10 protein-coding genes are annotated in these 11,549 nt (G+C 63.5%); 6 read left to right on the top strand and 4 right to left on the bottom strand.

Going from position 1 to position 11,549, the window contains the following annotated elements:
• Positions 1–13 precede the first annotated feature (13 nt).
• Both VF497_RS08630 and VF497_RS08625 read right to left on the bottom strand, forming a co-directional pair.
• A complete protein-coding gene (locus tag VF497_RS08630; RefSeq protein WP_330887697.1) occupies positions 14–1,306 on the bottom strand; it encodes an RNA polymerase sigma factor in 1,293 nt (430 codons plus the stop codon).
• Positions 1,306–1,650: a YciI family protein gene (locus tag VF497_RS08625; RefSeq protein WP_330887695.1), complete on the bottom strand. Its 345-nt coding sequence runs from the start codon at positions 1,648–1,650 to the stop codon at positions 1,306–1,308. Before VF497_RS08625 ends, VF497_RS08630 begins: the two co-directional genes overlap by 1 nt.
• Before the next feature lie 300 nt (positions 1,651–1,950).
• Between VF497_RS08625 and VF497_RS08620 the strand changes: the two genes are divergently transcribed.
• From VF497_RS08620 to VF497_RS08600, 5 genes are all read left to right on the top strand, one after another.
• On the top strand, positions 1,951–2,742 hold the full coding sequence (locus VF497_RS08620) for an SDR family oxidoreductase (RefSeq protein ID WP_330887694.1): 792 nt from the start codon (positions 1,951–1,953) through the stop codon (positions 2,740–2,742).
• A gap of 154 nt (positions 2,743–2,896) precedes the next feature.
• On the top strand, positions 2,897–3,262 hold the full coding sequence (locus VF497_RS08615; RefSeq protein WP_330887692.1) for a hypothetical protein: 366 nt from the start codon (positions 2,897–2,899) through the stop codon (positions 3,260–3,262).
• A 71-nt stretch (positions 3,263–3,333) separates the two neighbouring features.
• Positions 3,334–4,617 carry a TolC family protein gene (locus VF497_RS08610; protein WP_330887690.1) on the top strand — a complete coding sequence of 428 codons (1,284 nt, stop codon included), beginning with the start codon at positions 3,334–3,336 and terminating at the stop codon, positions 4,615–4,617.
• Positions 4,618–4,634: 17 nt separating this feature from the next.
• Positions 4,635–5,747: an efflux RND transporter periplasmic adaptor subunit gene (locus tag VF497_RS08605; protein WP_330887687.1), complete on the top strand. Its 1,113-nt coding sequence runs from the start codon at positions 4,635–4,637 to the stop codon at positions 5,745–5,747.
• A 30-nt stretch (positions 5,748–5,777) separates the two neighbouring features.
• Positions 5,778–8,894 (top strand): CusA/CzcA family heavy metal efflux RND transporter, encoded by a 3,117-nt coding sequence (locus VF497_RS08600; protein ID WP_330887685.1) that lies wholly within the window; start codon positions 5,778–5,780, stop codon positions 8,892–8,894.
• A gap of 63 nt (positions 8,895–8,957) precedes the next feature.
• Here VF497_RS08600 and VF497_RS08595 read toward each other — a convergent pair whose 3' ends face one another.
• On the bottom strand, positions 8,958–9,446 hold the full coding sequence (locus VF497_RS08595) for an Lrp/AsnC family transcriptional regulator (protein ID WP_330887683.1): 489 nt from the start codon (positions 9,444–9,446) through the stop codon (positions 8,958–8,960).
• A gap of 363 nt (positions 9,447–9,809) precedes the next feature.
• Here VF497_RS08595 and VF497_RS08590 point away from each other — a divergent pair, with 363 nt between their 5' ends.
• Complete coding sequence (locus VF497_RS08590) at positions 9,810–10,727, top strand: DMT family transporter (protein ID WP_330887699.1); 918 nt, start codon at positions 9,810–9,812, stop codon at positions 10,725–10,727.
• Here the strand turns inward: VF497_RS08590 and VF497_RS08585 are convergent.
• A partial coding sequence (locus VF497_RS08585) for a helix-turn-helix transcriptional regulator (RefSeq protein WP_330887681.1) occupies positions 10,691–11,549 on the bottom strand: 859 nt, incomplete at its 5' end. The two genes, VF497_RS08590 and VF497_RS08585, sit on opposite strands and share 37 nt — an antisense overlap.

The following is an 11,549-nucleotide window of genomic DNA, read 5'->3' as shown; positions in this document are numbered from 1 at the left end:
TCCGATGTCGGGGTCAGGCGCGCAACCGATTCGCGATGCCATTGACCGCGGCGAATGCGGTGCTGCCGCATTCCGCGATGCGACGCTGGAGCAGGCGCCGCTCGGTGGCGTTTCGCGCCAGTCGCATTGCATCGGTGAAATGAGCGCGCGCGGCGCCCAGGTCACCGAGGCGCAGATGAAGTTCACCGAGCGCGGCCGAATAGAAGGGATATTCCGCAAGCCGATCGCGATCGGCAATGCATTCGATTTCCGCCAGCCCGCGGCGCGGTCCGTCGCGTTGCGCAATCGCCAGGGCGCGGTTGAGCCCAACCACGGGCGACGGGCGGATTTGCATCAGCGCATCGTAGAGCGCCACGATCGATTCCCATGGCGTCTCGTTCGAACTCGAGGCTGCGGCATGAATCGATGCGATCGCCGCTTCGACATGATAAGGACTGAGCGTTTTTCCTTTCGCCGACAGGTCCATCAAGCGCTGGCCGTCCGCGATGAGGCGCGCATCCCAGCGCGAGCGATCCTGGTCGAGCAGCATCGTGAAGTCTCCCGCCGAATCGATCCGCGCCGGCAGGCGCGCCGCGTGCAGGCACATCAAGGCGAGCAGCGCATGGGTCGCGGGGACTGCGGTGGATTCGTTTTCGCACAACAGCGCGCCGAGCCGGATCGCTTCGTCGCAGAGTTCCTTGCGTACGGCGAATTCGGCGGAGGCGCCGTGATAACCCTCGTTGAACAGCAGATAGAGTGCGCGATGCACCGAGGACAGGCGTTCGCTGGAATCGCGACGCGTCAGTTCGAACAGTCGGCGCGAACTCGCGAGCAATTTTTTTCCGCGCAGGATCCGCTTCTTGATCGCCTCCTCGTGGCTCAGGAACGCGGCCGCAATCTCGGCGGTGCTGAAGCCGCAGAGAATATGCAGCACGAGTGCCACACGGACCTCCTCGGCCAGACGCGGATTGCAGCACGAGAACATCAGCCGCAGCTGGTCGTCCTGTATCGCCGCGGCGCCGAACAGTTCGTCGACGGTCGATTCGGCGCCACGATCGTCCTGTATTGCGCGCGCGATCTCGGGCGCGAGGTCCTGTACCCTTTTTGCATGACGCAGCAGATCCAGCGCGCGATGCTTCGCCGTCGCCATCAACCAGGCGCCCGGATTGTCCGGCGTCCCCTGGATCTTCCAGACTTCCAGCGCACGGCAGAGCGCATCCTGGGCGACGTCCTCGGCCAAGGCGAGATTGTGCGCGCCGAAAATGCGCGTCAGCGCGGCGACCATGCGTCCGGATTCGTGGCGGAACAGATGGTCGAACGCGTTCATCACGGATTGAAGGCAATGATCGGCCGCACTTCGACCACCATCTGCGTGGCCAGACGCGGGCAACCGGAGGCGATCTCGCAGGCTTCGTCCAGATCGCGGGCCTCCACCAGCATGTAGCCCATCACGAGGTCCTTCTCGACATAAGGACCGTCGGTAACTCCCTTGCCGGAACCGCGAACCACCTTGCCGCCGCGCTCCAGCGGATTGCCCGGGTCCTTGAGATGACCTTGCTCGGCAAGTTCCTTGAACCACGCCTGCCATTTGGGCAGGGTGTCCTGCAACTGTGCGGGCGAACGCGGCGGCTGATCGTGCGGAAGACGAAAGACGAACATGAACCGGGCCATGGTGCCTCCTGAGTGATGGAAGGATACGACTCGGCGGGGAGTCGCAGCATTTCGACGTTCGAGCGTGGCACAAAAGGACAAATATTTTTGTTCGTCGAAGTCACGCGGCAGCGACGCATCGCACGCGCGTCGCGGGACGACATCTTTGCGCGACCGCATCGTGCGCCCCAAAAAAATGTCCCCCGGGTGATCGTTCGATCGTCGTTCCATCGAACCGTCGTCCAAGGCGATTCCTGTCGCCGAGGACTTCGCGGTGATGGCAAACCACTCCAGAACTCTACACCGAACGAGGAACCTCACATGATCCTGAAAGACAAGATCGCCGTGATCTACGGCGCAGGCGGCGCAATCGGCAGTGCCGTTGCGCGAGCCTTTGCAAACGAAGGTGCCAGGCTGTTCCTGACCGGACGCACGCGAGCACCGGTCGAAGCATTGCGGAAAAGCATCGTGGCCGCGGGCGGATTCGCCGAGGCGGCGCAGGTCGATGCGCTCGACGAGCGCGCCGTCGACGATCATCTCCGCTCGGTGATCGACAAGACCGGTCGCGTCGACATCTCCTTCAACGCGATCGGCAATCCCTGCGCCGACGTGATCGGCGTAGCCTTGGTCGACATGGATGTCGAGCACTTCTCGCGGCCGGTCACGGCCTACGCGACTTCGTATTTCCTCACTGCGCGTCTCGCCGCACGGCGCATGATCGCGAACAAGTCGGGAGTGCTCATGACTCTCTCCGCCCTTCCCGCGCGGACCGGCACGCGCTTGAACGGAGGTTACGGTGCCGCCCAGGCCGCCAAGGAAGCGCTCACCCGCGACCTGTCCGCCGAACTCGCTCCGCACGGGATTCGCGTCGTCGGCCTGCGTCCGCACGGCATCCCGGAAACGGGCACGATGCGCGAAGTCTACGACCTCAAGGCCGAGCAGATGGGTCTGAGCTGGGAGCAGTTCCAGAGCTATCTCGCCGGCATGACCCATCCGCGCCGGGTGATGATGCTCGAGGAAGTGGCGAACATGGCTGCCTTCATCGCCTCCGACAAGGCAAGCGCAATGACCGGCACGACAGTCAACATGACCATGGGCAGCCTGGACGATTGAGCCGAGGGTGCATGCCCGACGATCGGCGCACCGTTTCGAGGTGCGCCGATCCGGACAGATTCCGTCTGCACGCGAGCGCGAATCGCGCGAATGAAATTGTATAACCCCGCGCGGGGAAGCTAAGGTGTGGCCCATGATCGGTCGCTCGCCACCTTTGATCGCGCGCTTGCGTCGCCACCTTGCGGCGGTGATGTGGCTTGCGGTCTTCGTCATGCTGGCGAAGGTGAGCATTGCCACGGCATGCCTCACGGATGGGCCGCGCGCTGAGCCTTCGTCGTCCACGGCCGTGGTTGTCGCAGATGCGAGCGCAGCCGGCTCTTCCGCCGATGACGATGCCGCGTTTGCCTGCTGGCATGCTGCCCAAGGTGGCTGTCATTGCAGCTGTGCGCACGGCTCCGCGTTGCCGATCGCCGATGTCGGTTTGGTCCCGATGCAGTTTCGCGGCGTGGTTTTTTCCGAGGCCGTGCCCGCGCCGCTTCTGACCGCGCGCGAGCCCGTGCTTCGCCCTCCGATCGCCTGAAATCCCTCATCGCTTGAATTGAGCGTTCGTCGGCGCGTTCTGCGCCGCGCATAGGATTTCAGGAGTTTTCCATGTCGCTTTCTGCAAAGGCGCGATCTCGCGCCTGTTGGCTGTCGCTGCTCGTCGGTACGGTCATGTCCACACCCGGTCGATTTGCCCACGCCGAAACGATCGAGCCCGTTGCGCTGGATCGAGCGCCGCTCGCGCTCACGCAAAGCCTGCGCACGATCTGGCAACGCAATCCCGCGGTCCAGGCCGCACAGGCAAGGCTCGCCGCCGCGCAGGCGCGCGCGGACGCGGCGGGCAGGCCGATCTACAACCCCGAACTTGAACTCGCGGCGGAGAACGCCGATGTGGATCGGCGCAGCGTCGGTATCAGCCAGACCATCGACTGGTCCGGCAAACGCCGCGCGCGCAGCGGCGCAGCAAGCGCCGAAGTGCTCGCCGCCAGCGCCGAGCGCGATCTTGTGCGTCAGCGCGTCGCGCTCGAATGGATCGGCGGATTCGCCGCATACCGCGTCGCCGCGGATCAGGTCGAGCTCGGTCGCCAACGCCAACAACTGCTGAGCCAATTCGCGACGCTCGCGCAACGTCGGTTTGTCGCCGGTGATATTCCGCAGCTCGAACGCGATCTGGCCGAATTGGCCTTGCAGGAAGCACGCGCGCGGCAAGCCGAGCTGCTCGCCGATCAGGCCAAGGCACGGCGGACGTTGGCGAATGTTTCCAGCGGAGAAATCACTCTGCCCGAACTGCCGCGCGGTTTACCTGCAGCCGTTGTGCTGCCGTTACCAGCCGCCGCGATTGAATCGCTGCCGGCGATACGCCAGGCGCAAGCGGAGACCGAAGTGGCGATGGCGAAAGTCACCGTCGCCGAACGTGACCGCCGCCCCGACCCGACGCTGAGTCTGACTGGCGGCCGCGTCCGCAGCGGACCGGTCAGCGACAACATCATCGGCCTGAGCCTGCGCATTCCCCTGTTCGTGCGCAACGACTACAGCGCCGAAGTCAGCGCGGCGCGCGCCTCTGCCGATGAAGCGGATGCGAACTTTCGCGATCTTCGCCAGCGCGCCGCGGCCGAGGCGGAGCAAGCGGGCGTCAGCTACAACGCCCTGCATGACGCCTGGCAGGCCTGGGAACAAAGCAAGGCAGCGCGCATCAGCGACCGCGCAGCGTTGTTGCAGCGCCTCTGGGAAGCCGGCGAGTTGTCGACGGCCGACTACCTCGTGCAGCTGAAGCAGAGCATCGAAACCGAACTGACCGCCGTTGGTCTGCGCGCCCGGGTATGGCAGGCCTGGGCCGATTGGCTGGCCGCCTCGGGCGCAGCCGAGCGCTGGCTCGGTATGGAGGCGCCATGAACTCGAAGGAATTTTGCATGAAGTTGAAAATCGTGTTGCTCGCCTCGGGCCTTGCGCTCGGATCCATTGTGTTTGCCGAGGAGAAAAATTCCGCCAATTCGGAATCCCATGAAGCAAGTCCGCTGGCCGTGGATGCCACTGCGCAGAAACAACTTGGAATCGTCACCGCGACGGTTGCAGCGCGCACCCTGCAAGACGAGATTCGCGCGCCCGGCGAAGTCAAAGCAAACGGCTATGCCACGGTGCTGGTGAGTCCACGCATTGCCGCACAGATCGTCAGGCGCAACGCGAAACTCGGCGACGAAGTCAAAGCAGGCCAAGCGCTCGTCACGTTATCGAGCATCGAGGTGGCCGAAGCGCAGGGTCAACTCATCGTCGGCGAACGCGAATGGCAACGCGTGCGTTCGCTCGGCGCCGAAGCCGTATCGGCCAAGCGCTACACCGAGGCGCAAGTGGCCCGCGATCAGGCGCACGCGAAGCTGCGCGCCTATGGCGTCGGCGTCGGCGAAATCGCCAGCCTGCTGCGCCAGGGTTCAGCGCGGGCCACGGGCGAATTCGCGCTCATCGCGCCGCAGGCCGGGCGCGTGACCTCGGATGACTTCATCGTCGGCGAGCGCGTGGAATCGGGCAAGGTGTTGTTCACCCTGGTCGACGAAAGCAGCGTGTGGATCGAGGCGCAACTGCCGCCTGGCGATGCGGAACGCATTGCACTCGGCGCGGCCGCGCGCATCGTCGATCGCAATCAGGTGCTGCCGGGAAAAGTGATCCAGCTGGCTCACCGCAGCACGGAGAGTTCGCGTACCACGCCCGTTCGCATCGAGGCGGCGAATCGCGACGATTTGCTGCATGCGGGCGAGTTCGTCGACGTCTTTGTCGCCACGTCGGCGGCGACGCAGGTCGTCGCAATCCCGAACGAGGCCATCGTCCAGATTCAGGGGCAAAACGTCGTGTTCAAAATCGCAAAGCAGGAGCACTTCGAAATCGCCCCGATCGCCACTGGCGAAACCCGCGGCGACTGGACCGTCGTCAAGCAGGGCCTCAGCGCCGGCGACGCGATCGCGGTCAAGGGCAGCTATGCGTTGAAAGCCCGCCTGCTCAAATCGCAACTGGGAGAAGGCGATGCTCATTGACGCAAACTCCCTGCGCAGCGGGGGCGTGTCATGCTGAATCGCCTCGTCGAAATTTCGCTGCGCTACAAGGTACTGGTCCTGATCGCCTTCTTGGTGATCGCGTTCCTCGGCTATCGCGCGGTGCGCACCGTCCCGATCGACGCATTTCCCGATGTCACCCCGGTGCAGGTGAACATCTATACCGAGTCCGCGGGACTCGCAGCCGAGGACGTCGAGCAGCTGTTGACGTTTCCGGTCGAATCCTCGCTCGCCGGCCTGCCCAAGGTGCAGGAGATCCGCTCGGTCAGCCTGTTCGGCCTGTCCTATGTCTCGGTCTATTTCGCCGACGACATGGACATCTACTTCGCGCGCCAGCTTGTCAACGAACGCCTGCAGGAAATCGGTGATCGCCTGCCGACCGGCTACGGCAAGCCCGAGATGGGGCCGAATGCCTCGGGCCTCGGCCAGGTGTTCTGGTACACGATCGAGCGCAACGACGAGAAACTCAAGGACAGGATCAGCGACATGGACCTGCGCAGCCTGCAGGACTGGAGCGTGCGCCTGATCCTGCGCACCGCGCCCGGCGTCGATGACGTGACTTCGTGGGGCGGTGGTGAGCGCCAGTTCCAGGTGCGCATCGATCCGCTCAAGCTGATCAAACATCAGCTCGGCTTCAAGGAGGTGATGACCGCGATCGAGGCAAACAACGGTCAGGTCGGCGGCAACTTCATCGACGTCGGCCGCGAGCAATATCTCGTGCGCGGCCTCGGACTCGTGAAGAACGCGGACGACCTCGGCCGTATCGTGCTCAAGAGCGAGGATGGAACTGCGGTGTATGTGCGCGATGTCGCCGAAATCACCCAGGCGCCGGCACCGCGCTTCGGCGCGGTCACGCGCGACGGCAAGGAAGTGGTCATGGGTCAGGCGCTCGCGCGTATCGGCGAGAACGCAAAGAGCGTCGTCGATGCGGTCAAGGCCAAGCTGGACACCGCGCGTTCCGCACTGCCCGCAGGCGTGACGATCAAGCCGATCTACGAACGCACCGAACTGGTGAACAAGGCGGTCGGCACGGCGGTGCGCGCATTGATCGAGGGCTCGTTGCTGGTCGCAGTGATCCTGTTCCTGTTTCTCGGCGAACTGCGCTCGGCGCTGGTCGTGATCGTCGCCCTGCCGATGGCGATGCTGATGGCATTCATCGGCATGGGCGAAGCCGGCCTGTCGGCGAACCTGATGTCGCTCGCCGGCCTCGCGATCGGCATCGGCATGATGGTCGATGGCGCCGTGGTCATGGTCGAGAACGCGTTCCGCATCATGGCCGAACGCAAGGCGCACGGAGAAAAAGTCGACTGCACCGCCGCCGTTCTCGCTGCGGCGCGCGAGGTTGCGAATCCGATCACGTTCGCGATCGGCATCATCGTCGTCGTCTTCCTGCCGCTGTTCAGCCTCGAGGGCCTTGAAGGCAAGATGTTCAAGCCGATGGCGTTCAACATCGCCTTCGCGATGGCCGGCTCGCTGATCCTTTCGTTGACCTTGATCCCGGTGCTTGCCGCGCTGATTCTCAAACCCAAGGAAGAGAAGGATACATGGCTGGTCACTTGGCTCAAGCGCGCGTACCGGCCGATTCTCGCCTGGGCGCTGGAACGCAAGAAACGCACGCTCGCGATCGCCGGTGGCGCCCTGGTCTTCGCACTCGCGCTGTTCCCGTTCCTCGGCAAGGAGTTCATGCCGCAGTTGCAGGAAGGTTCGATCATGTGGCGCGTAACCTCGATTCCGTCGACCTCGCTCGACGAATCGATCGAGGTGTCGAAGAAGATCGCCGAAGCCTTCCAGAAGTTTCCCGAGGTCGAGACGACGCTGGCGATGATTGGCCGCGCCGAGAAAGGCGAGACCGCCGACGTCAACTACATGGAAATCTACACGGCGTTGAAGCCGCAGAGCGACTGGAAATCCGGGCGTTCGATCAAGCAGCTCGATGTCGACATGCTCGAAACCTTGGAGCGGGTCGTTCCGACGACGGTGCCGAGCTTCACCCAGCCGATCCAGATGCGCGTCGAGGAGCTGATCTCGGGCGTGCGCGCGACGCTGGCGCTGAAGCTCTACGGCGAGGATCTCGCCGAACTGGATCGGCAGAGCCAAGCGATCAAGAACGTGCTCGCGAAGGTTCCCGGCGTCGCCGATCTTGCGCTCGAAGCCAATGCCGGCAAGCCGCAGATCCGCATTGCGGTCGATCGCGATGCGCTGGCGCGCTATGGCCTCAACGCGGAAGACGTACTCACGCTCGTGCGCAACGGCATCGGCGGTGAGCCCGTGTCGACGCTGCTCGACGGGGTCAAACGTTTCGACATCGCCGTACGGCTTGACGATGCGTCGAAGGCCTCCGTGCCCGCGATCGAGCAAGTCCCGCTACGCACGCCGAGCGGTGCGCTCGTTGCATTGAATCAGGTCGCCAAGGTCAGTGTCGGCGAGGGTTATTCCTTCGTCCGGCGCGAGCAACTGCAGCGCTATGCCGTGATCCAGATGGACGTTCGCGGGCGCGACATCGACGGTTTCGTCAAGGACGCCAACGCGGCGATTCAACAGCAGGTGAAACTGCCGGCCGGCTACTGGGTCGAATGGGGCGGCGCGTTCGAGAATCAGCAGCGCGCGATGGCCAAACTCGCGCTGATCGTGCCGGCGACGATCTTTTTCATTTTCGTCCTGCTCTACACGGCGTTCAATTCGATCCGACACGCGGGATTGATTCTTGCCAACGTGCCGTTCGCCACGATCGGCGGCATTCTCGCGCTGGCAATCACGCGCCAATACCTGTCGGTGCCATCAGCAATCGGATTCATCGCGGTGTTCGGCGTGGCGATGCTCAACGGCATCGTGCTCGTGAGCTTTCTCAACGAACTGCACGCGTCGGGGCTGTCGATCCGCGAGGCCGTCGTCCGCGGTACCGCTTTGCGCCTGCGTCCGGTATTGATGACCGCGAGCGTCGCGATCCTCGGCCTGGTTCCTATGCTGCTGTCAAGCGGCGTCGGTGCCGAGACGCAACGGCCGCTCGCGGCCGTCGTCGTAGGCGGCCTGATCACGTCGACCTTGCTCACGCTGCTGCTGCTGCCCGTGCTTTACGAGTGGATGGAGACTCGCGCCGAACGGCGCGCTTCCGCGCGGGAGACGTCATGAACGAAATCGAAGCCCGGGTGCGCCGAAGCTGCGTGAATGCCGACAACAGCAGTCATCGCGACCTCATGGAACGACGATGGCCGTGTCCGTCTTCACGCGATCCAGCGCGACGAGGGTTCGGAAACTCTCGACCAATTCGTTTTCGGCGAACAGGCGGCGGGTCAGTCCCTCGTAACTGCGCATGTCGGCGGCGATGATGATCAGGATGAAGCTGATCCCGCCGGTGACGTAGAAGCACTGCTGCACTTCCGCTGTTTCGCGGAACAACGCCTTCGCGCCGTCGACCGTGGCGGCGCGCTCGTCTTTCAGGTGCACTTCGACGATGGCCGTGATCGTCGCCGACACCGCGTTCGGGTCGACGATGGCCACGTTCGCGGCAATGATTCCGGCCGCTTCCAGCGCGGCGATGCGACGCTGCACGGCCGCGGCGGAGAGATTCACTTGTTCGGCAATGCTCCGTTGCGGGATCTTGTTGTCGCGCTGGACGATGCGCAGGATGGCGCGGTCGTGGCGATCCAGAATAAAACCGTGATCAGGCGTCTTTTTCGGCATAAGGAACCTCTGAATAAACTACTGCGCTCGTCAGCTCACGCGCCGGCGGTGCTCGGACTGCACAGGCAGGATGCCGGAGCGAACATTCGCGCAGCGAATGACCTGCAGGGTGAGCCGCGGATGCGGCGAGTCATCCTCATTTACTGTTTGCAAACTCCGGTTCCTGCGCTTCGGCGTCGCGCGATCTGCCTTCGCTCGCTACGTCTATGCAGAGGTTCCATAAGTGATTATTTGTTTCGTCTTCAGCCCAAAGATCGAGCGCAAATATCGGTTTACCGAGAATAATATTCTCGAATGACCACGACAACGATCTCGCCCGCACTCGCCTCCGCTGCCTTGGGACAACGCAACCGATGGACCGGAATGGCCTGCGGCATCGGCGCCGGCGCGCTGTGGGGGCTGGTATTTCTCGCCCCCGAATTGGCGCGCGGATTCAGTCCGCTGCAGCTGAGCGTCGGCCGCTATCTCTGCTACGGACTGATCGCGGCCGTGCTGATCGCTCCGCGCTGGCGCGCGCTGACGCAACACATTCACCACCGCCAATGGTGGAACCTGGTCTGGCTCGCCTTCGCCGGCAACACGCTGTACTACATCCTGATGTCGAACGCGGTGCAGACCGGCGGCATTGCGATGACTTCGCTGGTGATCGGCTTTCTGCCGGTTGCGGTCACGATCATCGGCAGTCGCGATCGAAATGCCGTGCCTCTGCACAGGCTGCTGCCGTCGTTGCTGCTTTGCGCCGCAGGTGCAGTTTGCATCGGCTGGCAGGTGCTTGCGCGACCAACGATCGCCGCGAATGGCCAGCAAATGATCGGGCTGCTATGTGCCATCGGCGCACTGGCATCATGGACGGCCTATGCGGTCGGCAATGCCCGTTGCCTGATCCGACTCCAACACGTTTCGTCCCACGACTGGAACCTGCTCATCGGCATCGTCACCGGCCTGCAGAATCTGGTTCTGCTCCCACTCGCACTCGTCCTCGAAACGGCGCAGCACAGCACAGGCGAGTGGATGCGTTTCGGCGCAGTCTCGATCGGCGTCGCGGTTCTGGCTTCCATCGTGGGCAATGCGCTATGGAACCGGATGAGCCGCCTGCTGCCGCTGACGCTGGTCGGCCAGATGATACTTTTCGAGACGGTATTCGCGCTGATCTACGGTTTTCTTTGGGAGCGGCGCTGGCCAACCTCGTTGGAAATGGCAGCTTTGGCCCTCGTGGTCATGAGCGTCTTTTCCTGCCTCGCCGCTCATCGCAGACCGGCAGCCATCGAAAGATCGAGTTGAGTGTCCGCATCGTCGCCATCCGGCAAGGGCCTGGCGTATTCACCTGGCGAGCAGCCGACGAGTTTCTTGAAGTCATTGATGAAATGCGCCTGGTCGAAGTAGCCCAGATTCTGCGCAAGCTCTGCCCATCCCGTTTGCGCCGCGACGCCCACGCTTTCGAGCGCTTCGTAGATTCGATAGCGCTTGATCACCCAGCGCGGGCTGGCACCGACGTAGCGGTCGAACAGCCGTTGCAGTGACCGTTCATGGATATCCCATCGCACGGTGAGATGCTCCACGCGCGTGATGCTGCTGTCGCGAGCGATCTCCTCGACCATCCGCCGCGCGCGCTGCGCGTGTGAGTCCCTTGGCGGAAGTCTGGCCACGAGAAAACGCGTCGCAGCCTGCACCATCTCTCCATCATCGCAACAGGCCAGCACTTCTCTTTCCGCATCGGCGGCATCGGGAAATACCTCCGTCGCCAGGACGGAAGTGTTCGCCATTGCCGAGACCGGCTTGCGCAAAAAAGGATGGAATGCTCCCGGGCGAAACTTGATGCCGAAAATTCGGTCGTTGCCCGCCAGCTGGCGAACAAAGCGCCCCAGCTGCACGCCGTAGATGCGCGAGCGGTTCGCAGCAAAAACCATCTGGACACTGGGATGCGGAAGCACCTCTCTCGTCTGCGGCACCGACGAATCGAACCGCCACTCTTCCAGCCAGAAATGTTCTATCCAATCGGCAAGCTCGATGGGCGGTGCGTAGCGCCAATGGCGATAGACGCCCGGCGCCGCAGAATGGCGCAGAATCCCGCAGCCTTGTCCGAACTCGGTGCGAGGTCTCGGC

The sequence above is a fragment of the Rudaea sp. genome, assembly GCF_036383415.1.
Taxonomy (GTDB): domain Bacteria; phylum Pseudomonadota; class Gammaproteobacteria; order Xanthomonadales; family Rhodanobacteraceae; genus Rudaea.
This window is presented reverse-complemented; position numbering and strand designations above follow the sequence as displayed.

What these genes read in the sequence shown, in the direction of transcription:
- VF497_RS08630 (WP_330887697.1), bottom strand. Translation starts at nt 1,306, where the DNA reads ATGAACGCGTTCGACCATCTGTTCCGCCACGAATCCGGACGCATGGTC.
- VF497_RS08625 (WP_330887695.1), bottom strand. Translation starts at nt 1,650, where the DNA reads ATGGCCCGGTTCATGTTCGTCTTTCGTCTTCCGCACGATCAGCCGCCG.
- VF497_RS08620 (WP_330887694.1), top strand. Translation starts at nt 1,951, where the DNA reads ATGATCCTGAAAGACAAGATCGCCGTGATCTACGGCGCAGGCGGCGCA.
- VF497_RS08610 (WP_330887690.1), top strand. Translation starts at nt 3,334, where the DNA reads ATGTCGCTTTCTGCAAAGGCGCGATCTCGCGCCTGTTGGCTGTCGCTG.
- VF497_RS08605 (WP_330887687.1), top strand. Translation starts at nt 4,635, where the DNA reads ATGAAGTTGAAAATCGTGTTGCTCGCCTCGGGCCTTGCGCTCGGATCC.
- VF497_RS08600 (WP_330887685.1), top strand. Translation starts at nt 5,778, where the DNA reads ATGCTGAATCGCCTCGTCGAAATTTCGCTGCGCTACAAGGTACTGGTC.
- VF497_RS08595 (WP_330887683.1), bottom strand. Translation starts at nt 9,446, where the DNA reads ATGCCGAAAAAGACGCCTGATCACGGTTTTATTCTGGATCGCCACGAC.
- VF497_RS08590 (WP_330887699.1), top strand. Translation starts at nt 9,810, where the DNA reads ATGGCCTGCGGCATCGGCGCCGGCGCGCTGTGGGGGCTGGTATTTCTC.